Raw genomic sequence first — 24,762 nt, 5'->3', positions numbered from 1 at the left:
GTCTAATTGCGTCTATAGTTCACCCCATGAGCCCCGTTATCGCCCCCACCGAATCGTCCGACGTCCGCGACAAGATCCTGGCCACCGGCCAGCGGATCATGGGCGGCAAGGGCTTTTCTGCCGTCGGTCTCAACGAGATTCTCACCGCCGCCGGCGTGCCGAAGGGCTCGTTCTATCACTACTTCGGTTCGAAAGAAGCCTTCGGCGAAGCGCTGCTGGAGGACTACTTCGAGGATTACCTGGCCGACATGGACCGGACGCTGCGCCAGGCCGGCGGCCCGATGTCGCGTCGGCTCGAGAACTACTTCCAGGCCTGGCAGAACAACCAATCCTTTCAGGACTGCCAGGGCAAATGTCTTGCCGTGAAGCTCGGCGCGGAGGTTGCGGACCTGTCCGAAGCCATGCGCGCGTCGCTCAAGCGCGGCACCTCGGGAATCATCGGGCAGCTTGCCGGTGCGATCGAAGCCGGGTTGGACGACGGCTCGTTAGTGGTCGACGAAGCGCCGGAAGATGTCGCGCAAAGCCTGTACCAGTTGTGGCTCGGCGCGAGCGTCATGGTGAAGATCGTTCGCAACACCGAGCCTTTCCACACGGCGATGAAGACCACGCGCCAGATCCTCAATCTTTCGCCCTGACAGGCGAGCGGCGCTTATTTTTTTACCTGTACTGTAGACGACTGGTCTACTTCAACAATCACCCCCAGGAGAACCACCATGAAAGTCCTCATCGTTCTGACCTCGCACGACGAACTCGGCAACACCGGTCGTAAGACGGGCTTCTGGCTCGAAGAGCTGGCCGCGCCCTATTACACGTTCAAAGACGCTGGCGCCGAGATCGTTCTGGCCTCGCCCAAGGGCGGCCAACCGCCGCTGGATCCGAAGAGCAACGAGCCGTCTTTTCAGACCGACGTCACCCGTCGTTTCGAAGCGGACGCGGCGGCGAACGCCCAGCTCGCCAATACCGTGCGGCTGGACAGCGTGTCGCAGGCCGACTTCGACACCGTGTTCTATCCGGGTGGTCACGGCCCGCTGTGGGATCTTGCCGAAGACAAGCATTCCATCGCGCTGATCGAGTCGTTCATCGAAGCCGGCAAGCCGGTCGCGCTGGTCTGTCACGCGCCGGGCGTGCTTCGCCACGTGAAGGCATCGAGCGGCAGGCCGCTGGTCGAAGGCAAGCAGGTCACCGGCTTCACCAACACGGAGGAAGCCGGCGTGGGCCTCACCGAGATCGTGCCTTTCCTTGTCGAGGACGAACTCAAGGCCAAGGGTGGCATTTACTCGAAGGGGCCGGACTGGGGCTCGTATGTCGTCACCGACGGCCTGCTGATCACCGGCCAGAACCCGGCCTCGTCATCGGAAGCCGCAGCGGTGCTGATGAAACAGCTCTCGGTATGAGTGCATGGCGGGCCAACCGTGGGTGAAGGCCCGCCGATGTTTACGCCGCGGCAGAGCGCACGGCAAAGCCCATATAGGAAATGGAGAGGTCCTTGCTCTGCTTGAGCTTGACCCGCTCACCCAGCTCCGCAAACGTCATCGTTCCCAGCTTGTTCCGGATCAGCGCACCGAGGGCGGTGAATGGATTCATCGCCGGCGAGAGTCCGGCGAGCTCAGACCCCGGCATGCCATGGCGATCGAGGAGCTCAACGAGCTCACTCGGTCGTATGAATTTCTCCCACACGTGCACATCCTGCGGAATGAGCCGGGTCAGACGCCAGTCCTGCGCGAGCTTGATCGCGACGAGCTTGCTCTTGAACGTGCGATTGATCGTGTCGAAGAAGAAAATCCCACCGGGCTTCAACACGCGCGATATCTCGCCAATGACGGCATCGGGGTTGTCCACGTGCTCGAGCACATCGCAGCAGCACACGATGTCGAACGTTCCCGACTCAAACGCCAGCTGTTCGGCACTGCCTTCGAGATAGCGGATGGGTAAACCCGATGCGTCGGCATGCTGCAGAGCGGCGGCCAGTGTCGGCAGGGATTGATCGATGCCGGTCACGTCGCAGCCCATGGCGGCGAACTCTTCCGACAGCAGGCCACCGCCACAACCCACGTCGAGGACACGGAGTCCTCGAGGGTCCCGGCCAAGACGCGAGACCAAAGCCTCGCGAAAGTACGCGAACCGCGGTGGGTTAACCGAGGTACGCAATAACGACATGAAGCCGTCCTGGTCCCACCACGTGGTGGCGACCCGGTCATAGATCGCGTTGTCTATTTCCTGCATGAGCCTTCCTTGTGTCAGTCGGTCTTGCGCTTGTTCCTGGCAATCGCCGCGCTCTCTCGCTTCAGAGGTCCACCCACGGGACAGAAGGTGGTCAGGAAGCTGTGCAGGGTTGCCAGCATGTTCTCGTCGGCCAGACTGTAATGAACGAACTGGCCTTTCTTCTCGCTGCGGACCATGCCCGCGTTCTCGAGAATCTTCAGGTGCTTGGATAACGCCGGCTTGCTCATGTCGAAGCGGTCGGCAATCTCTCCGGCCGTCAGGGTGGCCTCGGACAGATAGGCAAGGATCTTCCGTCGCGTGGTGGAGCCCAAGGCTTCGAAGGCCGCATCAATCTTCATAACTAATTAGCTATTTAGTTAACTAGTGTGTATGGTAGCGCATAGGACGGAGTCTTTCCATCGCCATGAACAGGGGGCGGTCATGAGCACAGCGGTTGGAACAAAGGGCACCCATGCGGTCGCGGACTGGTTTGGCGCCGGATTCGGCGAACTCCATCCGCTGCTCCGGGTCCTGCATGCACAGGACAGCGAACTAAGCGGCACCGTGGATCTGCACTTCGGCGAGGGCGCCTTGGCCAGGGCGTTCGGACGCCATATGGCGCGCAAGCTCGGCATGCCGGATACCGCAGGCCAGCACCGCCTGACCGTTACGATCCGCCACGACGCGAAGACGCTGTCGTGGGATCGGTGCTTCGATGACACCCACGATCTCCGCTCGACCTTCCTTCCCGTCGGCCACTGGCCGGAGGGTCACTGGGTCGAGAAGACCGGTACGCTCGAGCTCGCGTTGGCCGTCGACGTGATCGACGGCGGGTGGTACTGGCGCGTGATACGCGCAAGCCTGCGCGGCATGCGTATCCCCTTGTGGATGATCCCTCGCTCGACGGCCTACAAGCGCATCGAAGATGGCCACTACCGATTCCACGTCGCCTTCGCGGTGCCGGTTCTTGGTGAAGTGATTCGCTACAGCGGCGTCCTGGAACCCCGCCATCATGGATGAGACCTGGTATCTCGGCGACGGCCTGTTGCACGTACGCTTGCCGAACTTCGCCTGGCGCCGCGCCGCGCTTGCCCGGCACGACTTACATCACGCACTCACGGGTTTCCCCCTCACTCCTGCGGGTGAAATGCAGATGGCCGCCTGGGAGTTTGCCGCAGGACGCTTTCCCCATGCTGGCGCGACGGCGTTCTGTCTACCGCTGGTGGGCCTGGGAGCCATCTTTCTGCCCGGACGTACCTTCGCCGCTTTCCTGCGCGGTCGTCACGGCACGTCGCTCTACGGACTGCCGCCGTCGAGCCATGTGTTCACGCTTCCGATTGACGAACTACGCGCTCGATTCGCACCGACAGTCCCGATACGACCGACGGTGGGCCACGTTCTGGCGTACCTGCGCCTCGTCGGCTTGTCGTTCGCGCTGATGTTGGCGCCGATGGTTCCGTTGGTCACCGTAGTGACAATCCTCGTGGTGTAGACGCTGCTTTCAGAAAGACCTTCCTGCCACCTAAGAACGGACGCCGCCATGATCGAAGACATTGCCCAACGCGATCCCTACAAGGTCAACTCGCTTATCCTCGCTCCCGGTGTCAATCCCATACACGGCCACGTGCGTTGGGACCCGATCCGCTCGCTGTGGAACGGAAGCATGCTCACTGCCGCGGTCGTGCTCGCGCCTTTCTACGTCAGCTGGAGTGCCCTGGGGGTTTTCCTGATTCTCTCAGCGGTCACCCTGTGCAGCGGCCATTCGGTAGGTTTTCATCGCCGTCTCGTGCACCGAAGCTTCGCCTGCCCGAAATGGCTGGAGCGCCTGCTGGCGTGGATGGGAGCGCTTGTGGGCATGGGCGGCCCGCTCTGGACCATTCGCACCCATGACATGCGCGACTGGGCGCAGCGTCAGCCGGCGTGCCATGATTTCCTGGCCCACCGGCATGGCCTGCTCAAGGACGGATGGTGGAATCTTCACTGCCGTCTCGTTCTGGACAATCCGCCGGGATTCGATCCCGGTCCGGGCATCGCCGACGATCCCTTCCTCCGGTTTCTCGAGCGGACATGGAAGTTCCACCAGATCCCGCTAGCGCTGGTGTTGTATTACTTCGGTGGCTGGCCGTGGGTGGTTTGGGGCGTCTTCGTCCGGGTCGCGGCCTGCACCACCATGCACTGGTTCATCTCTTACTTTGCCCACACGCGTGGACCGCAGAGCTGGACAGTCGATCATGCCGGCATCCAGGCGCACGACGTTCCCCTTGCCGCTATCCCGACGATGGGCGAGAGCTGGCACAACAACCATCATGCGTTTCCCGGCTCGGCACGTCATGGGCTGTACCCGGGCCAGATCGATCTGGGTTACCGCTTCATCCAGGTGCTGGAATACTTCGGACTGGCGTGGAACGTCCAACTTCCCTCGAACCTTCCGCCGCGCGCCGGCATTACACCGGTTCGCCCCGGTGCCGAGTCAGTCGCCGCGCCCGGACAGGTTGCACTGCGTGCATCGAGCGCAGGCATGCGCTGATATCCGGTTATCAATCCGCGGGCTTCTTGTTGTCGATGCCATTCAGGACGAGGGTCTTCGTCTCGAAGATCCCGGGAACGGACCCTTCGAATTCGTACCTGTCGATCGCACGCCTCGCCGCCAGTTCGAAGGGGGCGTTGCCCGATGTCTCGACAAAACGAAGCCGATACATCGTTCCCCAAGGGGTCAGCGAAAACGTCACCCGAACGCATTCATGCGTTCCTTCCTTTGTGGGGAACTCGCCCACCGTGGCTTCGACAGGCACGGTTCGCCTCACACTCAGCATGGTCTGTGCGATCTCTGCCTTATGCGCAGCAGCACCGCAATCCACCACCGCCGTGTCCGGGCTGGCGAGCAGAAGCAGGGCGAGCAAGGTCTGACTCATCTGGACTTTGACTCCGATTCTGGCCGAGCGTAACGTCCATCGCGTTGCGCTGCCAGTCGACCACCCCCTTTATCTCCAGCTAAGGCATCCCTATGTCGATACCCAGCGCCCGGCCATTCCGGGCTGTATCGCCATTTCTCGATAGGGACACGCCATGAACGCTACACAGAAAGTTGCTCTCGTTACAGGCGCCACGCGCGGCATCGGTCTGGAAACGGCTCGTCAGCTGGCCGAGGCCGGTGTGACCACGCTTCTCGCGGGCCGTGACGCCGGTCGCGCCAAGGCAGCGGCGGACAAGCTCAAGGCCGAGGGTCTGCCCGTCGAGTCGGTCGTGCTCGACGTCACCAGCGGCGACAGCATCGCGAAGGCAGTCGCCGACGTGACCTCGCGTTTCGGCAAACTCGATATCCTGGTGAACAACGCCGGCATCCTCGTCGACGACATGGGCAAGACGCCGTCGGAACAGACGCTGGCCGCCTGGCGCGAAACCTTCGACACCAACCTGTTCGCCGTGGTCGAAGTGACGCAGGCCTTCCTTCCCTTGCTGAAGGCAGCACCGGCGGCGCGCATCGTGAACGTGTCGAGCCAGCTGGGCTCGATCACCCTGCATGTCGATCCGAATTCGCCGATCTACAACTTCAAGCTGCCGGCTTACGACGCTTCCAAAAGCGCGATCAACTCGTGGACCGTGCATCTGGCCTATGAACTGCGTGACACGCCGATCAAGGTCAACGCCATTCATCCGGGCTACGTGCAGACCGACATGAACGGTGGACACGGCGAGATCGACGTGCCGACCGGCGCGAAGAGCAGCGTCGGCATGGCACTGATCGGTGCGGAAGGCCCCACGGGAAGTTTCACCTATCTCGGCAAGACGCTTCCCTGGTAAGGCTATTCCGGCTGGCCGTGCGAGGTGCACGGCCAGCTATCCATCCAACGGTTTTTCAGGAATCGAGTCATGACAACCTACGTCGTCTTTACCCGTGAACGCACCACAGATCCTAAGGAAATGGCGATCTACGCCGAGAAAGCCCACCATGCGGGTGAAGGTCATCCCCTGACGCCACTGGCCTTCTACGGGGACATCCAGACGTTGGAAGGTAGTCCCATCGAAGGTTCGGTGATCCTCAGCTTTCCCAGCAAGGACGAAGCCCTCGCCTGGTACAACAGCCCGTTGTACAGCGAAGCGAAAGAGCACCGGCTCAAGGGTGCCGACTATCGGGTCTTCATGATCGAAGGCGTCTGAGACAGTTCATCGCGCCGCACGATGATGCGTGACACCAGGCCGTACTCGACGGCTTCCTCGGCGGACATCCACTTGTCGCGCTCGATATCCTCACGCACCCGCTCGATGGGTTGCCCGCTCTCTCGCGCGATGACCATGGCGATGCGCTCGCGCGCCTTCAGGATCTCCTTTGCCTGGATGGCGATGTCACTGGCCGGTCCACCGGCGCCGCCGCTGGGTTGATGGATCAGGAAGCGCGTCTGCGGCAGGCAGAAGCGGCGTTCGCGCGGCGCGCCCAGATAGAGATGGTTGGCGGCGCTTCCCACCCAGCCGGTGCCGATCATGTTGACCGGCGAGGAGATGAAACGCACCGCGTCGTGGATCACGTCGCCCGACTCGAGATGGCCGCCAGGCGATGAGACGATCATGTCGATGGGCGCGTTCGATTCGGCATCGAGCGCAAGCAGGCGGCGTACGGTCTCCGAGGCCATCGTGTCGGTGACTGTGCCGAAGACCATTACGGTCCGGGCGCGGAAGGTTTTCTCTTCCAGGAACGCGCTGTTCTGCGGCGGCTGGGAGGTGTTGTCCGTCTCATTCGCAAACATGGGAAATCGCTCCATTGTGGTAGGTTCATCCCATAAACGAACGAGCGGCCACGAACGTGACATCTCCCGTGCATGACCATCCTCTCGCCACAGACGCCGCGCTTCGCCGACGCTTGATGGGTTTGGCCAGACACTGGCTGGGCGATACAGGCGCCGCCGAAGATCTGCTGCACGATGCGTATCTGCGTACGACGGATGGCCCGTTGCCTGCTTCGGAAGCCAGCCAGGAAGCCTGGCTCGTCACGGTGCTGCGTAACCTGTGCATCGATCAACTGCGCCGCCAGGGTCGCTACCAGGCCATCCTTGGACAGCTTGCCGGCGAGTGGACGGCCGAGAGCGACGGCGATCAGCCAGAGCATCTGGCAGCGCAGGCCCAGCGCGTCGACGAAGCCTTGCTCAGCCTCATCCATCACCTGCCGGCCGACGACGTCGCCGCGTGGTTGTTGCATGAGGTTTTCGATGTCAGTCATGCCGAACTGGGCGCCCTGGCCGGGCGCAGTGAGGTGGCTTCGCGTCAGCGGTTCCATCGGCTGATGGCGCGCTTGCCTCGGCCCACCTCCCTGGCGATGCCGGAGGACGAGGACCAGGCTGCCTTGTTCGCCTTGTGCCAGCAGGCACTGGTACGGTGTGAGACAGCTGCGTTGGTCACCCTGGTGCGGACGGCGGCGCCGCAGGCCATGGCCGCGCTCGCAACGAGCGGGAACCGCGATCCAGTCGTTGCGGCAAAGGCACCGAGAGCCGAGGTGGTCCAGGTCGCCGACCAACTGGCCTTGCGGATCCAGGTCGGCGATGGCCCGGTCACCTGGATACCGTTGGGCGAGGCGATGACCGAGGTGGCTTGAGCCCGTTCGCCACAGGACTTAGAAATTTAATCCTAAGGGCCGATTACAACGGTATCTATCGCTCTGTCTTCGTATGTCGGCAGGCGTGAGATGCCGCGCGATCAATTCATCCGGGCTGAGGCTCTGCCACACTTCGACATCGATGCAGTGGCGATCCGTGATGCCAAACAACCGCTGCGTGCTGCGCATGACGGCGCCGACGCCCTGGTCTTGCGGGTCGGTAAGTTGGATGCCGGGTACGGCATTCGCATCGGAACCGGGAACACCTCTGACATCTCGGGCGTGTTGCGCGTTGAGCAGGCGCTGCTGAAAGCCGCCATCTCCCACGGAGGTGTGAATGTTCGCGTCGCTATCGGGCGCCGCGGTCGCGGCAAGTCCAGCCGTTGCTACAGGTGGGGATGATACGTAAGAGGAAGGTGCCTCCAGCTGCGCAGCGATGCGCTGAGGACGTCGGACCCTTGGCGATGCAGGTTCTACCCTGGCTGTCGGTGGCGCGGATGGCATAGGTGTAGTTGATGGCACGGCGATCAATCGAAGTTGAAGTGCCGTGTCGTGATTGTCTATCGGGGGAGTCGTGTTCGCGCGCGGGCACGCGGGCCGCAAGAGAACCATCAATAGCCCGAGATGGCAGCTGATCGCCACGACCATCGCCGCGATTCGCCGGGCCGACCCGAGTGGGTCAGCAGATGTATTCCCCTCGTGTCTCACTGGCCGGTTTCCCCCTGGCAACGCTGCTCCCCTTGTGGACTCTCGGACGCGCGAGGCCCACAACAGCTAATCAGATGTGCCTGGCACGGCAAAGTTCAGTGGCGACAGGTAGACCGGAGCAGCCCGGCGACCAAGAAAATCGCATCGAACTGACGCGATTCGTCATTATCTAGTCAAATTGACGCGAATAGCCTAACTATCGCGCCATTTTGACGCGATTTGCTTATAATCGCGTCAGTTTGACTAGATTTGAAAGACTGCCAAAGGAGTCTGTCCCCGTGACCGCCCTAAACGACATCCTTAAGAACGAGGTTCTCGGGGTAATGAGTCATCTCGCCAGGGCGGGGCTGGCAGCGATAGCCGTATCGGAATTGGCCGAACAGACTGGTATCTCAGCGTCCACGGCAAGGCGCCTCCTGGCTCAGTTGACCCAAAGCGGCGATGTCATCGTTCTGGGTAAGGGCCGCGCGACACGTTACTCCCTGGCAAACGGCACGGTTACGGGAACAGCGGGCGGCGAAGCCGCGCGAACGTCTGCGAGCCGCTGGCAGACGAGGGCCATTCCCTGGTCCCCGGAGTCGGTCGCGCTCTTGCAGAAGCTAGAGGCACCTCTGCACACCCGGCAGCCCATTGCGTACCGCCGTGAACTCCTCGATGACTATAGGCCGGGTGTCGACGCTCTGTTGCCCAAGGTCATCGTGGAAGATCTTCTGGCCCGTGGTCGCCTGCCCGATCAGCAACCCGCGGGCACCTATGCGAGGAAGGTGCTCGAGCAACTGCTTGTAGAGCTCTCCTGGTCATCGTCGAAGCTCGAAGGCAACACCTATTCCTTGCTGGATACCAAGCATCTTTTCCAGCAGGGATCAGAGGGCAGCGACACAGACACGCTGATGTTGCTCAACCACAAGCGTGCCATCGAGTACCTCGTTGCCGAAGCTCCGCTTCGTGGCTTGGTAGTCAGCACGGTGCGGAATATCCATACGCTTCTGATGGGCGAGCTGCTGGACGACGATCAGCTGGGAGCCATCCGCGAAACACCCGTGTACATCGCGGGCACGACCTTTGTCCCACTACAGATCGCCCAACTCGTCGAAGAGTTACTCGTCAAGATCGTCGACAAGGCGCGCGACATACCCAATCCCGTGGAGGCCGCCTTCTTCCTTTGGGTACAGATCGCTTACCTGCAGCCCTTCGTCGACGGCAACAAGAGGACGAGCCGCATCTCGGCGAACATCCCGTTGACGCTGTACAACTGCGCACCGTTGGCTTTCATGGATGTCGATCGCAGTGACTATGCACTAGCCATGATGGGCGTGTACGAGTTCAACGACGTGAGTGCCGCGATCGACTTGTTCGTGTGGACGTACGAACGGTCGATTTTGCGATATAAGGCCGTGATCCAGTCAACGGGTGCGCCCAATCCCCTGGTGATTCGTTTCCGGGATGCACTGACCTCTGCCGTCGGTCGGATCGTTGCCGACGGCCAGTCGTTCGGCGACGCGGTAAAGGCGCAAGGCTTGAATGCCGAAGACGAAGCGCAGTTCGTCAAAATGCTAAGCGAAAGGTTGAACTCGCTGCAGCCTTATAACAATGCACGATATCGCCTGTCCGAAGAGGCGACGGTTCGGTGGATCGCAGCGGGACGTCCCCGATAGCGCTTAGCGGCCGACAGACTCTTGTACTAGACTTACATTGGTCCAAAACACACGGACCCTCGAAGACCTAGGTCAGACCTCTTGAGGTGGCAACCAGGCCGGGAAGAAGGGGATGACATCCCTTCCGAATCTTCCCGCGTAGAGCCCAGGTGCTTCGGCCCTGGGCTCAGTCATTTCTGAGCACGGAGAATCGCGAGCATCTCGTTCGCGCAACTATCCGGCGGCGGCGTGCAACACGATCAGTTGCGCCTACATACAACCCACCGTTGTTTTTGCTACGGTCGTCTCGTCGCCTGCGCTGCCGGTACCAACGTCCCGCAGACGACCACCGCGTTAAGCGGTGAGACGCACGCCAAGGGTGCTAGAACACCCCTGGCGCGCTAACCATAATCAACTTCACGAGAGTCAATGATGGCTAACACCGATCATACGGTAGCCGCTCGCCCGCCGAATCCCTCAGGCGACATCCCCATTGTTTACCGGGCGCTCTGCGAACCTCGCAGACACGGTTGAAGAATTGCGGCGCAAGCCGTTCCTCTGAGCTTTTTCTCGGCCGTTGTATCCGGCACGTCCCCGTGTGCTCTGAACTAACGCGCTGACGCCGCCACATACGTCGTCAATCACACCGCCCGGCGTCCGGTCACGGACAGCCAATGAACCCGCGAATCCGTAGATCCGCGGCACGCCGCGTTGTACTCGGCGTGCCGCACCTGGATGACGGGTCGGTGGTTACGAAAAGGAAAAAACGTGATGCACGGAACCAAGGACAACCACGCGGACCGCAGCATCGGCTACCACGCCGATCCCGACGCATCAGCGCACGACCTGATGAACGAATCCCTCCAGTGGCTTCAGTACGCACGTGGGCTTGCAGGGCTGTTGGCCGACCTCATCCACGAAGCCGATGCGGTGGACTGCCAGCGCATGGCCATCGGCCTGGAGGCGATCGGTGCGCTGACGCATATGGGCGTGCAGTGCACGGCGCAGGCCCACGTGCGCGTGTGCTGGGAGGAGGCGGGCAAGGCGGGTAAGGCTGACCGATAGTGTCCGCCGCCGGGCGTCCGCGGACACCCTCCCGTTCCCGCCGGAGCATCACGGGTAGGCGGCGAATGCCTTGGTCCGGGCGGCCTCGGGCGACGGAGCCTCTCCCTCGGGAACCCCCGGCACGCTACTTGCACTGCCGGTCGCCAAGCTCAATCGGTGCTCAAGGGAACCCCAACCATGCAAACCAGGCTTTTGTCGGCGGCTCTTGCCGGCCTGCTCACGATGACCGGCCTTCCCGCGGTAGCTCACGCGGAAGACCTCATGGACATCTATCGAGAGGCGGTCGCCAACGACCCCGTGCTGGCCAGCGCCGATGCGCGCCGCCTTGTCGTCGCCGAAGGAGTACCGCAGGCGCGTGCTGCGCTGCTGCCCCAGCTCTCGGCCGGACTGAGCCTGCAGCAGTTTCACCCGAGCTATTCGGGGCCGGATAACAATAGCAACGAGAACGTACCGGTGACAGGTACGGGCGACGGCCACAGTCGCGAGCGCGATCTGTCGCTGTCGCTCAACCAGACCGTGCTCGATCTCTCCAAGTTCGCCCGCGAGCGGCAGGCGAAGCAGACCGAGGAAGCACAGGAAGCCACGTACGAAGGCGAGCTGCAGGATCTCTACGTCCGCTCGACGACGGCGTACTTCAACGTGCTGGTCGCGCAGGATCAGGTCGAGATCACCCGCTCCTACGAGGACGCATACAAGCAGTCGTTCGATCAGGCCACCACGCTCTTCGCGCAGGGGCTGGCGCCGGAAGCCGACCTGACGCAGTCACGCGCGTATTACCTGCTCATCAAATCCCAGCGTGTCGATGCGGAAAATACCTTGCGCGACGCACGCCGTGCGCTCCAGCAGCTGACCGGGAAGGAGCCGGGCACGCTGAAGACGCTGCGCGAAGACCTGCCCATGGAGACGCCGACACCGGACACCGCCGCTGCCTGGGTCGACCAGGCGATGCGCCAGAATCCGTCCGTGATCGCCGCCAACCATCTGGTCAGTGCCGACGAGCACTCGATAAACGCGGCACGCAGCGGGCACCTACCCACGCTGAACGCGGCGGTGGGTTACGACAAGAACGGCCAGTGGTCCAACACGGTTCCCGGTCGTTCCAACTACGGCCCCGGAAGCACGACCATTGGTCTGGTGCTGACCGTTCCCTTGTTCAGCGGTGGCCTGACCCAGTCGCAGGTGCGCCAGGCCATTCACCAGCGTGACGAGGACCAGAGCGATCTGGAAAGCGTCCGCCGCCAGACCGCGCGCGATACGACCAACTACTTCAACCTCGTGGTCGCCGGCATTGGCCAGGTCAGCGACTCGCGCGACGCGGTCGACTCGGCGAAGAAGGCCCTGGCATCGATGCGCGCCGGCTACGACATCGGCACGCAGAGCCTGACCAACGTCGTCGTGGCCATTCAGATCCTTGCCGAGATCCGCACGCAGTACACCTCGCTTCGCCACAACTTCATTCTCAATAAGTTGCTGCTCAAGCGTAGCGTCGGCGGGGCGGAACTGAAGGATGTCGAAGAGATCAACCGACTCCTTCAGTAAATACCCGACACACTCTCTGTAGGAGCCGATTCATCGGCGAACGGGCTCGCGACAACCCTGCAACAGGGCCAGACCCTTCGCCGATGAATCGGCTCCTACAGGAAAGCGGGGGGATTCGCGGGGATGCGGGTTGCAATTACCTGCTTATCGACAGCGATATTCGGCAAAGATCGAATCCCCGCTATGGCGTCAAGGTGTCGCCGCGTCCGGGCCTTGAAAGGTCAACACGGCGCGAAAAAGCGCTGGCGAGCGCGTTCTTGCTCAGGTTTGATTCCGATCACCGCCGGAACGTCGCGCCAATAAATGGTCGTCTCCTGCCGTATTTGTAGACAACGCAGGAAAAGGTGCACGCGCTCGCGGCGCCTTGAAAACACGCTAAAAACCCCTCGCCGGATTTGTGCACTCACCCCTGAGAGCGCTCGCATAGGCTGGCCGCGCACGTCGGCCTCATGCACAGGCCAATCCGGCGTCGTTCCTTCAGACGTCTATTTTTTAACGGCCCAGGAAACTGGTGTCGTCGCTGAAGTGCGGCCGGCATTCCCGGAATCCGGGAGTGGGCCGGACTTACCGGGGGTGGTATGAACAAGCGTCAGGTGGAAAGCATTCGTCGTAATTCACTCAGCAGGGGTATTTATCTCGCCCTGGCATCGATGCTGGCGATGCCCTTGTTCAGCGGAACCGCCCACGCCGCATGTACCACGGCCGGTGTGACCATCACCTGCGCCACGGGATCGAATACCAACAACGTTGCTAGCTCGACGAACGCAGTCACGATGACCATTGACACCGGCGCGGTGGTCAGCGTGCCGCCCTTGCTCGGCGGCAGCGCGCTCACCCTCTCCGGCAATGGCATCACCCTCGACAACTCGGGCACGATCGACCCGGCGCTCAACGGCGGTCTGAGTCTGGCCGCATCAGGTGCGGTGCTCGGTAACAACACGGTCGGCGGCAACACGATCAACGTGCACAACCTTGCTGGCGGCAACATCAACGGCCTGGTCAACGTCCTTTCCCTTCTCAGTATCGGTGGCCAGTCACTGACGGTGCAGAACGCGACGGGCGGTGTCACCAACATCACGAACGACGGAACGTTCGGGATGCAGATTCTCGGATTGAATGGGTTCACGACCGCGGATGCACCAACGATCCTGACCTACGGCGGTGGGCAGACGAACTTCATCAACTCCGCGGGCAAGAGCATTACCGGTCGTATTGGCTTCGGTGCGTCGAATACGCCGGGAGCTGGCAACACGTTTATCAATGCCGGCACCATCAATGGCAGCCTCTACATGGGCGACACGTCCACAGGCAACACGTTCACCGCGGTCAGCGGGTCGAGCGTTGTGAATAACGGCATCAGCCTCAACGCTGTCATCCTCACGCTCAACATCAGTCTTGCGGGCGCGGGCATCGTGGACGGCGGGCTCGGCACGAACAATCTCCTCGTTCTGCAGAACTCCGCGACCGGTACAGGCGCAGGTACCGGCGGTGCCGTCTCCACGATCAACGCCGCGAACTACCTCCACTTCCAGCACCTGGTGGTGAACAGCGGTACGTGGAATCTTCAGGGTGCGGCTGTTACGGATGACGCCACGATCAATGACGGCCTGGTCAACTTCGATAACGCGGGCGTCTTCGGCAGCCAGCCGATGACGGCCAAGGGCGGCGCCATCGCCGCATCGACAGCAGGTCTGTCGCTGGCGAATGCCATCAATCTCACGTCGGGTCACCTCGAGCTTGCTGGTACCAACGCATTCGGGCTCGGCGGCGTGATCTCCGGTGCGGGTGGCCTGACGGTCACCGATACCGCGGTCGTCACCCTGGGCGGTGCGAACCTGTTTACTGGCGGCGTGAATCTGAATGCCGGCGGCCTGTTGCTAGGTAACGCGGGTGCGTTGGGTACGGGTGCCCTGACCGTCGGCGGCAACGCCACGCTCGACACCACGGGTGCGTTCAATCTCGCCAACAACGTCGTCGTTAATGGCGGAGGAACGCTCAACCTCCTCGGCAACCAGGCGATGACATTGAACGGCGCGCTCTCGGGCGCCGGCACGCTGGTGAAGCAGGGCGCGAGCACACTGACGCTCGGCGGCGTCGACAGCATGACCGGCGGCTTCTCCCTCACGGGCGGTTCCCTCGCCGTCAGCGCGGGCGGCGTGTTGTCGGCGACGCAGGCCATGTCGCTCGGTGCGGGTACCAGCCTCGATATCTCTGCGGCGGCGGCCAACCAATCCATCGGTTCGCTGGCGGGTTCGGGTACGACGAACCTCGGAGCCAAGTCGCTGACCCTCGGTGGGATCGGCAACACGAGTTACTCAGGAGCGATCGCTGGCACCGGGGGGCTGGTCAAGGTGGGGGCCGGCATACAGACGCTCACCGGCAACAGCAGCTTCACGGGCGGTGTTGCCTTGAACGGCGGTGGTTTGCTGCTCGGCAACGCGAACGCAATCGGTAGCGGTGCGCTCAGCGTCGGCGGCTCGGTCACACTCGATGGCACCGCGCCGTTGTCGCTCGCCAACAACGTCAACCTCGGCAGCACCGGTTCGCTGAACCTCCTCGGCGGCCAGCCGCTGGTCTTCAACGGCATCCTCTCCGGGCAAGGCAACCTGGTGAAGAACGGCGCGACCCTGCTCACCTTGAACGGTGCAAACACGTTCACCGGCGGCGTGACGGCGAACGCGGGCGACCTGCTTCTGGGCAACAGCGGCGCACTCGGCAGCGGTGCCCTGAGTGTCAATGGTGCGGTCACGCTGGATGGTACGACGGCGCTCAACCTCGCCAACAACATGAACCTCGGCGCTGGCGCGTCGTTGAACGTCCTCGGCGGTCAGCCACTGACCTTCGGCGGCGTACTCGCGGGCACGGGTGGCCTGATCAAGTCGGGTACCTCCACGTTGACCCTTAGCGGTGCCAACACGTTTACCGGCGGCCTCAACATCGCCGCGGGCACCGTGCGGCTGGGAGCGGGTGGTCAACTGGCGGCGACCGGCGCGGTCACCCTCAGCGCACCGGGCGCAGGGTTCGATATTTCGGCAGCCGGCAACCAGGCCATCGGCGCCTTGTCCGGTGTGGCAGGCACGACGATCTCCCTGGGTGCGAACACGCTGACGTTCGGCGACGCAACCAACCAGACCTTTGCCGGCATCATCTCCGGCACAGGCGCCATCACGAAGACAGGCGCCGGTACACAGACGCTTGGCGGTGCGAATACCTTCAGCGGCGGCGTGAATCTCAACCAGGGTGGCCTGTTGCTCGCCAATGCGGGTGCGCTCGGTACCGGTACGCTCACCGTGAGCGGCCCGGGTACCCTCGACAGCACGACGGCCCTCAGCCTCGGCAACAACGTCAACCTCGCCGGTGGCGCGCTGAACCTGCTCGGCAGCCAGAACGTGGCGCTCAGCGGTGTGGTGTCGGGCACGGGCAGCCTGACCAAGAACGGCGCGTCGGTACTCACGTTGAACGGCGCAAATACCTTCACCGGTGGCACGACGGTCAACGCGGGCGGATTGCTTCTCGGCAATGCGAATGCACTCGGAACCGGTGCGTTGAATGTCGGCGGCGCGGTGACGTTGGACGGCACGGCCGCCCTTAATCTCGCCAACAGCGTGAATCTCAATGCGGGCAGCGCATTGACCTTGCCGGGCACGCAAGACCTTACCCTCGGCGGCGCGATCGCAGGGACCGGCAGCATCACCAAGAACGGTGCCTCACTGCTGACGTTGAATGGCGCGAACACGTTTACGGGCGGTCTGACCGCGAACGGCGGTGGCCTCCTGCTCGGTAACAGCGGTGCCCTCGGCACCGGTGCGCTGACCGTGGGCGGCGCGGTGACGCTCGACAGCAGCGCGGCGGTCAGCCTGGGTAACGGCGTCATCCTCAGCGGCGGTTCGCTCAACCTGCTGGGGAGCCAGGACGTCGCCCTGGGTGGTGTCGTATCCGGCACCGGAAGCCTCACTAAGAATGGCCCCTCGTTGCTTTCGTTGAACGGCGCCAACACCTTCAGCGGCGGCGTGAACCTCAACGGTGGCGGCCTGCTGCTCGGCAACAACAACGCGCTGGGTACGGGTGCGCTGAATGTGGGCGGCAGCGCCTCGCTGGACACCGGTGCGGTGCTCAGCGTGGCCAACAATATCTCACTCGCGGCGGGCGCGAACCTCACCGAGCTGGGCAGCCATGCGCTGACTCTTGCCGGTGCCCTCACGGGCGCGGGTAGCCTGACCAAGAACGGCACCGAGACACTCACGCTGTCCGGTGCCAACACGTTCACCGGCGGCACGACCATTAACGCTGGCTCGCTGGCGCTCGGCGCCGGCGGAAGCCTGGCCGCGAGCGGCTCGGTGACGCTGGCCGGTGCGGGCGCCGGACTGGATATCTCCGCCGCCGGCACGCAGACCATCGGCGCGCTCTCCGGCGTCGCGGGTAGCACCATCTCGCTGGGTGGCAACACCCTGAACTTCGGCGACGCCACCAACCAGACGTTCGCGGGTGCCATCAGCGGCAACGGCGCGCTAGTGAAAACTGGCGCGGGTGTGCAGACGTTCGGCGGCGCGAGCACCTTCAGCGGCGGCCTTTCGATCAATGCTGGCGGGTTGGTCGCCGGCAACAATGCCGCGTTCGGCACGGGTGCCCTGACGGTCAACGGTGCGGCGACGCTCGACGCCAGCGGCCCCGTCACATTGGCGAACGCCATCGCACTCAACGCGGGCCTGACTGTGCTGGGCAGCAACGCGATGATCCTCAACGGCAACATTGCCGGCACGGGCAGCCTGACCAAGGACGGCGCGGCGACGCTGACGTTGAATGGCGTAAATACCTTTACCGGCGGCACCAATATCAACGCCGGCACACTGGCGTTGGGCGCGGGCGGCAGCCTCACCAATAGCGGCGTCGTGAATCTGCTGGCAGGTGCGACCTTCGACCTCTCCGCGGGTAATGGCGCGCAAACCTTCGGCACCCTCAGCGGCGGCGGCACCGTCAACCTTGGTGCGAACACGCTCACCATCGGTGGTCCCACCAACGGCCTCTTCAGCGGCTCGATCGCCGGGACGGGTGGACTGATCAAGGAAGGTGCCGGCACGGAAACCCTCACCGGCAGCAACACGTTTACCGGTGGCACCGTGATCAGCGCGGGCACGCTGGCGATCGGCGCCGGCGGCAGCCTTGCCGCCAACGGTGCGGTCAACGTCGCGGCTGTGGGTACCGGCTTCGATATCTCGGCGGGCGGTAACCAGGCGATCGGTGTGTTGAACGGCGTGAGCGGAAGCACCGTGACGCTCGGTGCTAACACGCTGACGCTCGGTGGGGTCGGTAACGGAAACTACGATGGCGTGATCGCTGGAACCGGTGGCCTGGTAAAGAATGGCGCCGGCGTCCAGGAACTCGGCGGCGCGAACCTCTTCACCGGCGGTGTGACCCTCAATGCCGGCGGCCTGTTGCTCGGCAACAACGGCGCGCTGGGCACGGGTGCGCTGACCGTCGGCGGCAACGCCACGCTGGATACCAACGCAGCGCTCACGATCGCGAACACCATCAGCCTCACGGGCGGTACCGACCTCGACCTGCTCGGCACCAACGCGCTGACCCTCGGCGGCGCGATATCGGGCGCGGGCGGCCTGACCAAGGACGGCGCCGCGACCGTCACGTTGACCGGTGCGAACACGTACACCGGTGGCACGACGATCAACAGCGGCACGCTGGCGATAGGCGCCGGCGGTAGCCTGGCATCGACGGGCGCAGTGAACTTCACCGGTACGGGCACGCTGGATATATCGGCAGGCGGCAACCAGACCATCGGCTCGCTGGCGGGTGTCGCCGGTAGTGCGGTCGCACTGGGTGGCAACGTGCTCTCGCTGGGTGGCGCTACGGACGCCACCTTCAACGGGTCGATCGGTGGCAGTGGCGGACTGGTGAAAAATGGCACCGGCGTACAGACGCTCGGTGGCGCGAATAGCTTCACCGGCGGCGTCACGCTGAATGCGGGCGGCCTGATCGTCGGCAATAACGCGGCGCTCGGCACGGGCGCCCTGACGGTAGGTGGCGCATCGACGCTGGACTCCGCCAGCGCGATCTCCCTGGCGAACAACATCGTGCTCAACGCCGGCCTGACGGTGGTCGGCACGAACGACCTGACGTTGAACGGTAACCTTTCCGGCGCCGGCGGCCTGACCAAGGAGGGCCTGGCCACGCTGACCTTGAACGGCGCGAATACCTACACCGGTGGGACGAGCATCAACGCGGGCACGCTGGCCCTTGGCGCAGGCGCGAGCCTGTATGCCAATGGCGTCGTGAACGTCGTAGCAGGCGCGACGTTCGATCTGTCGGCCGGCAACGGCACGCAGACGTTCGGCACGCTCACTGGCAATGGCGCGGTGAATCTCGGCGGCAACTCGCTGATCGTCGGCGGTCCGACGGACGGCACCTTCGGCGGATCCATCGCCGGCACGGGTGGCCTGATCAAGGTGGGCACCGGCACGGAAACGCTGACCGGCACGAATACCTACACCGGCGGCACCACCATCAATGTAGGAACGCTGGCAATCGGCGCGGGCGGCAGCCTCGTTTCTACGGGCGCGGTGAACCTGACGGCGGCCGGTACCGGTTTCGACATCTCGGCCGGCGGTAACCAGTCCATCGGCGCACTGAACGGCGTCGCCGGCAGCACAGTGACGCTGGGCGCGAATGCACTGACCCTCGGCGGTGTCGGCAACGCGAACTTCGACGGCATCCTTGCCGGTACCGGCTCCCTGGTGAAGAACGGCCCGGGCACGCAGACGCTTGGTGGTGCGAACACTTTCAGCGGCGGCGTCACACTCAATGCGGGCGGCCTGACCGTCGGCAACAACGCGGCGCTGGGCACGGGTGGCCTGACGGTCGGCGGCACCTCGACCCTCGACACCACCAGCGCGATCACGCTGGCCAACACCGTCGCACTGAACGCGGGTTTGACCGTGCTGGGTAGTAACGACCTGACGCTCGGCGGCACGATCACCGGTGCGGGCAGCCTGACCAAGAACGGCGCGGCCACGCTGACCCTCACCGCAGCGGATACGTACACCGGTGGTACCAACATCAACGGCGGTACGCTGGCGATCGGTGCCGGCGGCAGCCTGGCTTCGACGGGCCCGGTGAACCTGACCGGCACCGGCACATTCGATATCTCGGCGGGCGGCAACCAGACCATCGGTACGCTGGCAGGCGTCACCGGCAGCACGATCGCGCTCGGTGGCAATAACCTCACGCTGGGTGGCGCGGCGAATACGGCGTTCGACGGCAGCATCGGCGGCACCGGTGGCCTGGTGAAGGATGGTGTCGGCACGCTGGCACTGGGCGGCGCAAGCACCTTCAGCGGCGGGGTGACCTTAAATGCCGGCGGCCTGAGTGTCGGCAACAATGCGGCGCTCGGCACGGGTGCACTCGCGGTGGACGGCGCGGCTTCCTTGGATGCGACGGTGGCCACCACACTCGCGAACGACATCGCCCTCAACGCAACGTTGACCCTTCCGGGAAGCAACAACCTCACGCTGGATGGCGTCATCTCCGGCGCCAGTGGCCTGGTAAAGAACGGGGCCGACACGCTCACGTTGAACGGCAGCAATACCTTCACCGGCGGCGCTACCGTCAACGGTGGCACGTTGGTCGTCGGCAGCAACGCGGCACTGGGTACCGGTGACCTCGCCATCAACGGCGCCGCGTTGCAGGCCGGCGCGGCGGTAACGCTCGGTAACAACGTCACCGTTGGCAGCAACGGCGTCACCGTGCAAGGTCCCGACGATCTCACCCTCAATGGAAGCCTCAGCGGCACCGGCGGTCTCGATAAGGAAGGCACGGGCACACTTAACCTGGGGGGGGCACTCGCTGGTTTCAGCGGCGACCTGACGGTCAACGGCGGCATCCTCAATGCAAGCAACCCCTACACCGGTGGCATCTCGGTGGGCGCAAGCGGCACCCTGAACCTCGACGGCAGCGGCAACGCGGTGACCGTGGCCGGACCGATCGGCGGCACGGTGAATCTCGGCGGCGGCAGCAGCATCAATATCGGTTACGGGGATTTGCCAGGTGTGACGGGCACGGTCAACGGTACGGCGCCGGGTTCCACGCTCAACATCACGGGCACGGGTGAAGCCACCCTGCCGGGCGGCTCGTTCAACGACATCACCAATCTCACGGTCGGTGCGGGTACGTTGTCGGTGGACAGTGGAACATCGGTGACCTTCGCCGGTGGCAGCACCATCGGCGGCACGTTGGTGGTGAACGGCAATCTTGGTGGACCGGCAACCATCAACACGGGTGGCGGCCTGGTCGGTAGCGGCACGATTACCGGTCCGGTCACGGTGAACGGCACGGTGGCGCCGAGCGGCGTCAACGGTGCGACAGGTGCGGCGGCGGGTACGGGAACGCCCGGCTCGGTGCTGACCGTCGGCGGACTGACCCTCGGTGCGGGCTCGACCACGGAGATACGCAGCAACAGCGGCGGCACCAGCGACAGCATCAACGTCAACGGCGGCGCGACCCTCGGTGGCCAGCTGGTGTCCACGCCTTCGGCGGGCACGTACGGGCCGACCACCAGCTACACGGTCGTCAATGCGAGCGGCGGCATCACCGGCGCCTACGCCGGCGTCACCCAGAACACGCTGCCCTTCCTCGATGCGAGCGTCACGCAGCAAGGGAACCAGTTGATCCTCACGTTGAGCCAGGCCGGCAGTGGCCAGGGTACCGGCGGTACGCCGTTCGACCAGTTCCCCGGCCTCAACGGAAACCAGCAGAGCGTGGCGGCGGCGCTACAGCAGATTGCTACCTCGGGCGGTAACCCGTTGCCGACCTTGCTGGGTTACGCGCGCGGATTACGTGCCGACCAGGCCATCAAGGCGTTCGATTCGCTCTCCGGTGAAACCTACGCGTCGGCGGCGAATGCGGAACTGAGCGGGCAGGGTCAGTACCAGGACACGCTGTTCTATCGGCTGAAGCTGCAGCGCGATACGGGTGAGCAAGGATCCGCGGTCTGGGCCGAGCCGTATACTTCGAGTAGCGATTTTGACCGCAGCACCGACGCGGCCCACACCGATTACCGCATCCACGGCGTGATCATCGGCGCCGATGCGCCGGTAACGCCTGACCTTCGCCTCGGTGTGCACGCCAACTTTGCCAACTCCCGCACTGAGGTGAACAGCCGCGGCGACTATACCGATGTGGACCAGGCGTCGATCGGCCTGCACGCGCTCTACTTCAATCAGCAACAGTGGTGGGTGGAGGGCCTGGCGTCGTATGGCTGGCAGAATGCCGACAGCAACCGCCGAATCGTTGTCGGTCCCTATGATCCGCAGGCGACCGGCCACTACAACGGCAAGACGACCAACGCCGCGCTGGAAGGCGGCTACCGCTTCGATCTCGGCCACGCCATGCATCTGGAGCCGTTCGCTGGCGCTTACTACACCAAGGTCAAGTACGACTCGTTCACCGAGAAGAACGCCGGTGACGCCGACCTGAGGGTGGGGCGTAGCGATGCGAGCAGCATGCAGTACGGCGTGGGCGCGCGATTGATCGGTGATGTCGACCTGGGCGTGGAAGGGACGCGCCTGCATCCGATCGTTCTGGTGCGTTACCTGCACAACACGAAGAACGACACGGTGTCGGTGAACAACGCCTTCGCCGGCGAGCCGTCGGACAGCTTCGTGGTACAGGGTTCGCGACCGGTGCAGAACCACTGGCAGGCAGGTGTGGGCGTGAGTTTCGACATCACGCCGAAGGCGAGCACGTTCGTGTACTACAACGCGGATGTCGCCTCGCACACCACCAGTAACGCGGTGAACCTCGGCGTCCGCTGGAATTTCTGAGCAAGCGCCAACGGTATCGGAAACCCTTGGATCGGCCCGCTGTTGTAGGAGCCGGTTCATCGGCGAAAGGATCTGGCGTCATTGGCGGGATATCGCGACGCCATTTCGCCGATGAATCGGCTCCTACAAGAGATCGTTTCTATCAGGGTTTATCAGCGAACGGACTTGAACGCGGCGCGCAATTCCTCGGCGAAGAGTTGCGGCTGTTCCCAGGCAGCGAAATGGCCGCCCTTGCTCACCTGGTGGTAGTAGTAAAGGCTCGGGTAGGCGGCCTTGCTCCAGCTTTCCGGTGCCTTGTAGATCTCCTTCGGGAAGACCGTGATCGCGACGGGCACCTTGATCTCGTTGGTGCGCTGCGTGACCGAGCTGAAGTTATTGTTGTTGTTCTCCCAGTAGAAGCGCGACGACGACGCACCGGTGTTGGTCAGCCAGTACAGCGTGATGTCGTTGAGCATCTCGTCACGGGAGAGCGCGTTCTCGGCCACGCCGTTACTGTCACTCCACTGGCCGAACTTCTCGTACATCCAGGCGGCGAGGCCGGAGGGTGAATCCGAGAGCGAATAGCCGATCGTCTGTGGGCGCGTGACCATCATGGCGCCATACGCGGCGTTTCGACCGAAGAAGGTGCTCAATGACTGGTAAGCCTCTTTTTCGTCCGGCTTGAGTTCGGCTGGCGCAGCGTCACCGGCGTTGATGCCCTTGACCAGGTTGCCGGGAATGGTGGCAGGCATGTTGAGGTGGATCGCGAGCAGTCCCTTCGGTGCCTGACGTGCGAGTGCATCGGAAATCACCGAGCCGTGGTCGCCACCCTGGGACACGTAGTGCTTGTAGCCGAGGCGCTTCATCAATACGTCCCAGGCACGCGCAGTGCGCTCAGGGTTCCAGCCAAGTTCCGTGGGCTTGCCGGAGAAGCCATAGCCCGGGATCGAAGGAATAACCACGTCGAAGGCATCTTCCGCGCGGCCACCGTAGGCCACCGGGTCGGTGAGCGGGCCGATGGTCTTGATGAACTCGAAGGTCGAGCCGGGCCAGCCGTGCGTCAGGATGAGGGGCAGGGCATGCGGGTTCTTCGAGCGCACATGGATGAACTGGATGTCGACGCCGTCGATGTTGGTGACGAACTCAGGCAACGCATTGAGCTGCGCCTCGGCCTTGCGCCAGTCGTAGTCGGTGCCCCAGTACTTGACCAGAGCCTGCACGCGGGCGAGCTGCACGCCCTGCGATTCGTCTTTCACCACTTCCTTGTCCGGCCAGCGTGTTTCCGCAATGCGACGACGAAGGTCGTCGAGCTGGTCCTGCGGCACATGGACACGGAAGGGACGGATGCTTTCGTCGACCTTCGTCGTGCCGGTGACAGCCGGTTGTGCGTAAACCGAGGGTGCGAGCATCGCGAAGCCAAGCGCGATGGCGAGCGTGCCTCGGGCGAAGGAGGTGCGGCGGGCGGTGGGGGCGTGTGCGGATGACATCATCGTTCTCCTGTGATCTTCCATAGATAGGGGGGCGTGTTCACAGTCTATGGAGGGCACCCGACGCCCCTCGTGTCCGGAAAGGCGGCTATTTGAAACACTACGTATCCCTCACCGATCCGTATACAAAGCGGTACAAACGCCGGGGAACCAAAAGCACTACTTGTGCAAAGGCCGCCTAAGCAGGCACCCTGCTTCGAGGGCACCCATGCAAGGAACCTGGGTAGGTCAACGCAGCAGGTTCCGGGGGTCAATGGCATGAATGCATCCGTGCGTGCACCACGATGGCTCGGTGCCCTTGCCGCGCTGCTGCTCGCGGGCACGGCCGCCGCCGCCCAGCCCCTGTCGCTGGGCAGCTACCAGCACACGGCCTTCCAGAAGCAGGACGGTGCGCCGGGCGATATCGCCAGCCTCGCGCAGACCGCCGATGGCTTCCTCTGGATGACCGGGACCAAGGGCGTGACACGCTTCGATGGCGTGTCCTTCCAGCCCTTCAGGCCCGTGCCCGGTGAAGCGTTTCGGGCCGCCCAGTTGAACGGGATCTTCCCTGCACAGGGCGGCGGCCTCTGGATCGCCAACTCGGATAGCGGCCCCACCCTGCTCAAGGATGGCCACCTCAGGCACTTCGATTTGTGAAGCACGGCGGCAGCGTTCAATACCCAAATGGATGATTCTTGCTATGGGTACCGGGTCGTGACACGAAAGTGTGAGCGCCGATCCCACGATCGGATGGG

The 24,762-nt window shown here is 63.5% G+C and carries 19 protein-coding genes; 14 read left to right on the top strand and 5 right to left on the bottom strand.

Features of this window, described 5'->3' with window-relative positions; translation table 11 throughout:
- Positions 1-26 precede the first annotated feature (26 nt).
- Together HB634_RS14550 and HB634_RS14545 are read left to right on the top strand one after the other, a co-directional pair.
- A complete protein-coding gene (locus tag HB634_RS14550; protein ID WP_213949058.1) occupies positions 27-635 on the top strand; it encodes a TetR/AcrR family transcriptional regulator in 609 nt (202 codons plus the stop codon).
- A gap of 78 nt (positions 636-713) precedes the next feature.
- Entirely contained in the window at positions 714-1,394 is a 681-nt protein-coding gene (locus tag HB634_RS14545; RefSeq protein ID WP_213949057.1) for a type 1 glutamine amidotransferase domain-containing protein, read from the top strand.
- 40 nt (positions 1,395-1,434) lie between these two features.
- On the opposite strand, the gene ubiG is transcribed toward HB634_RS14545, so the two are convergent.
- A complete protein-coding gene (ubiG, locus tag HB634_RS14540) occupies positions 1,435-2,223 on the bottom strand; it encodes a bifunctional 2-polyprenyl-6-hydroxyphenol methylase/3-demethylubiquinol 3-O-methyltransferase UbiG (RefSeq protein WP_213949056.1) in 789 nt (262 codons plus the stop codon).
- Between the two features lie 14 nt (positions 2,224-2,237).
- Positions 2,238-2,561, bottom strand: a complete 324-nt coding sequence (locus HB634_RS14535) for a metalloregulator ArsR/SmtB family transcription factor (protein ID WP_213949055.1) — start codon at positions 2,559-2,561, stop codon at positions 2,238-2,240.
- Positions 2,562-2,643: 82 nt separating this feature from the next.
- Here HB634_RS14535 and HB634_RS14530 point away from each other — a divergent pair, with 82 nt between their 5' ends.
- From HB634_RS14530 to HB634_RS14520, 3 genes are read left to right on the top strand one after another with little or no spacing between them, the layout of a single operon-like run.
- A complete protein-coding gene (locus tag HB634_RS14530) occupies positions 2,644-3,222 on the top strand; it encodes a DUF4166 domain-containing protein (RefSeq protein WP_213949054.1) in 579 nt (192 codons plus the stop codon).
- Positions 3,215-3,694, top strand: a complete 480-nt coding sequence (locus HB634_RS14525) for a hypothetical protein (RefSeq protein WP_213949053.1) — start codon at positions 3,215-3,217, stop codon at positions 3,692-3,694. The genes HB634_RS14530 and HB634_RS14525 overlap by 8 nt, the downstream gene beginning before the upstream one ends.
- A 48-nt stretch (positions 3,695-3,742) precedes the next feature.
- Positions 3,743-4,729 carry an acyl-CoA desaturase gene (locus tag HB634_RS14520; RefSeq protein ID WP_213949052.1) on the top strand — a complete coding sequence of 329 codons (987 nt, stop codon included), beginning with the start codon at positions 3,743-3,745 and terminating at the stop codon, positions 4,727-4,729.
- A 10-nt stretch (positions 4,730-4,739) separates the two neighbouring features.
- Here the strand turns inward: HB634_RS14520 and HB634_RS14515 are convergent, their stop codons facing one another.
- Positions 4,740-5,114 carry a TonB C-terminal domain-containing protein gene (locus HB634_RS14515; RefSeq protein WP_213949051.1) on the bottom strand — a complete coding sequence of 125 codons (375 nt, stop codon included), beginning with the start codon at positions 5,112-5,114 and terminating at the stop codon, positions 4,740-4,742.
- A 154-nt stretch (positions 5,115-5,268) separates the two neighbouring features.
- Here HB634_RS14515 and HB634_RS14510 point away from each other — a divergent pair, with 154 nt between their 5' ends.
- Both HB634_RS14510 and HB634_RS14505 read left to right on the top strand, forming a co-directional pair.
- Positions 5,269-6,003 (top strand): SDR family oxidoreductase, encoded by a 735-nt coding sequence (locus HB634_RS14510; RefSeq protein WP_213949050.1) that lies wholly within the window; start codon positions 5,269-5,271, stop codon positions 6,001-6,003.
- A gap of 69 nt (positions 6,004-6,072) precedes the next feature.
- On the top strand, positions 6,073-6,360 hold the full coding sequence (locus HB634_RS14505) for a DUF1330 domain-containing protein (RefSeq protein ID WP_063572972.1): 288 nt from the start codon (positions 6,073-6,075) through the stop codon (positions 6,358-6,360).
- Here HB634_RS14505 and HB634_RS14500 read toward each other — a convergent pair.
- Positions 6,330-6,959: an ATP-dependent Clp protease proteolytic subunit gene (locus HB634_RS14500; protein ID WP_213949049.1), complete on the bottom strand. Its 630-nt coding sequence runs from the start codon at positions 6,957-6,959 to the stop codon at positions 6,330-6,332. The two genes, HB634_RS14505 and HB634_RS14500, sit on opposite strands and share 31 nt — an antisense overlap.
- A 41-nt stretch (positions 6,960-7,000) precedes the next feature.
- Here HB634_RS14500 and HB634_RS14495 point away from each other — a divergent pair, with 41 nt between their 5' ends.
- The 6 genes from HB634_RS14495 (at position 7,001) to HB634_RS14470 (ending at position 22,562) form a co-directional block, all read left to right on the top strand.
- Positions 7,001-7,786, top strand: coding sequence for an RNA polymerase sigma factor (locus tag HB634_RS14495; RefSeq protein WP_345777503.1), 786 nt, complete (start codon positions 7,001-7,003; stop codon positions 7,784-7,786).
- Positions 7,787-7,876: 90 nt separating this feature from the next.
- Positions 7,877-8,188 (top strand): hypothetical protein, encoded by a 312-nt coding sequence (locus HB634_RS14490; RefSeq protein ID WP_213949047.1) that lies wholly within the window; start codon positions 7,877-7,879, stop codon positions 8,186-8,188.
- Between the two features lie 584 nt (positions 8,189-8,772).
- Positions 8,773-10,149, top strand: a complete 1,377-nt coding sequence (locus HB634_RS14485) for a Fic family protein (RefSeq protein WP_213949046.1) — start codon at positions 8,773-8,775, stop codon at positions 10,147-10,149.
- 750 nt (positions 10,150-10,899) lie between these two features.
- Positions 10,900-11,193, top strand: a complete 294-nt coding sequence (locus HB634_RS14480) for a hypothetical protein (RefSeq protein ID WP_213949045.1) — start codon at positions 10,900-10,902, stop codon at positions 11,191-11,193.
- A 177-nt stretch (positions 11,194-11,370) separates the two neighbouring features.
- Positions 11,371-12,732 carry a TolC family outer membrane protein gene (locus HB634_RS14475; protein ID WP_213949044.1) on the top strand — a complete coding sequence of 454 codons (1,362 nt, stop codon included), beginning with the start codon at positions 11,371-11,373 and terminating at the stop codon, positions 12,730-12,732.
- A gap of 578 nt (positions 12,733-13,310) precedes the next feature.
- Positions 13,311-22,562: an autotransporter-associated beta strand repeat-containing protein gene (locus HB634_RS14470; RefSeq protein ID WP_213949043.1), complete on the top strand. Its 9,252-nt coding sequence runs from the start codon at positions 13,311-13,313 to the stop codon at positions 22,560-22,562.
- Positions 22,563-22,714: 152 nt separating this feature from the next.
- Here the strand turns inward: HB634_RS14470 and HB634_RS14465 are convergent, their stop codons facing one another.
- Positions 22,715-24,028: an epoxide hydrolase family protein gene (locus HB634_RS14465; RefSeq protein WP_255548594.1), complete on the bottom strand. Its 1,314-nt coding sequence runs from the start codon at positions 24,026-24,028 to the stop codon at positions 22,715-22,717.
- Between the two features lie 270 nt (positions 24,029-24,298).
- On the opposite strand from HB634_RS14465, the gene HB634_RS14460 reads away from it, so the two are divergent.
- A complete protein-coding gene (locus HB634_RS14460) occupies positions 24,299-24,664 on the top strand; it encodes a hypothetical protein (RefSeq protein WP_213949041.1) in 366 nt (121 codons plus the stop codon).
- Positions 24,665-24,762: the final 98 nt, after the last annotated feature.

Origin of the sequence: Luteibacter sp. dw_328 (genome assembly GCF_018449605.1) — a bacterium.
GTDB lineage: Bacteria > Pseudomonadota > Gammaproteobacteria > Xanthomonadales > Rhodanobacteraceae > Luteibacter.
The sequence above is the reverse complement of the archived record's forward strand: the minus strand, read 5'-3'. Positions and strand labels throughout refer to the sequence as shown.

Excerpts from the sequence above, each read along its gene's own strand:
- HB634_RS14505 (WP_063572972.1), top strand. The coding sequence starts at position 6,073 with ATGACAACCTACGTCGTCTTTACCCGTGAACGCACCACAGATCCTAAG.
- HB634_RS14530 (WP_213949054.1), top strand. The coding sequence starts at position 2,644 with ATGAGCACAGCGGTTGGAACAAAGGGCACCCATGCGGTCGCGGACTGG.
- HB634_RS14545 (WP_213949057.1), top strand. The coding sequence starts at position 714 with ATGAAAGTCCTCATCGTTCTGACCTCGCACGACGAACTCGGCAACACC.
- HB634_RS14510 (WP_213949050.1), top strand. The coding sequence starts at position 5,269 with ATGAACGCTACACAGAAAGTTGCTCTCGTTACAGGCGCCACGCGCGGC.
- HB634_RS14535 (WP_213949055.1), bottom strand. The coding sequence starts at position 2,561 with ATGAAGATTGATGCGGCCTTCGAAGCCTTGGGCTCCACCACGCGACGG.
- HB634_RS14465 (WP_255548594.1), bottom strand. The coding sequence starts at position 24,028 with ATGTCATCCGCACACGCCCCCACCGCCCGCCGCACCTCCTTCGCCCGA.
- HB634_RS14475 (WP_213949044.1), top strand. The coding sequence starts at position 11,371 with ATGCAAACCAGGCTTTTGTCGGCGGCTCTTGCCGGCCTGCTCACGATG.
- HB634_RS14525 (WP_213949053.1), top strand. The coding sequence starts at position 3,215 with ATGGATGAGACCTGGTATCTCGGCGACGGCCTGTTGCACGTACGCTTG.
- HB634_RS14515 (WP_213949051.1), bottom strand. The coding sequence starts at position 5,114 with ATGAGTCAGACCTTGCTCGCCCTGCTTCTGCTCGCCAGCCCGGACACG.
- HB634_RS14470 (WP_213949043.1), top strand. The coding sequence starts at position 13,311 with ATGAACAAGCGTCAGGTGGAAAGCATTCGTCGTAATTCACTCAGCAGG.
- HB634_RS14490 (WP_213949047.1), top strand. The coding sequence starts at position 7,877 with ATGCCGCGCGATCAATTCATCCGGGCTGAGGCTCTGCCACACTTCGAC.
- HB634_RS14550 (WP_213949058.1), top strand. The coding sequence starts at position 27 with ATGAGCCCCGTTATCGCCCCCACCGAATCGTCCGACGTCCGCGACAAG.
- HB634_RS14520 (WP_213949052.1), top strand. The coding sequence starts at position 3,743 with ATGATCGAAGACATTGCCCAACGCGATCCCTACAAGGTCAACTCGCTT.
- ubiG (WP_213949056.1), bottom strand. The coding sequence starts at position 2,223 with ATGCAGGAAATAGACAACGCGATCTATGACCGGGTCGCCACCACGTGG.
- HB634_RS14480 (WP_213949045.1), top strand. The coding sequence starts at position 10,900 with ATGCACGGAACCAAGGACAACCACGCGGACCGCAGCATCGGCTACCAC.
- HB634_RS14500 (WP_213949049.1), bottom strand. The coding sequence starts at position 6,959 with ATGGAGCGATTTCCCATGTTTGCGAATGAGACGGACAACACCTCCCAG.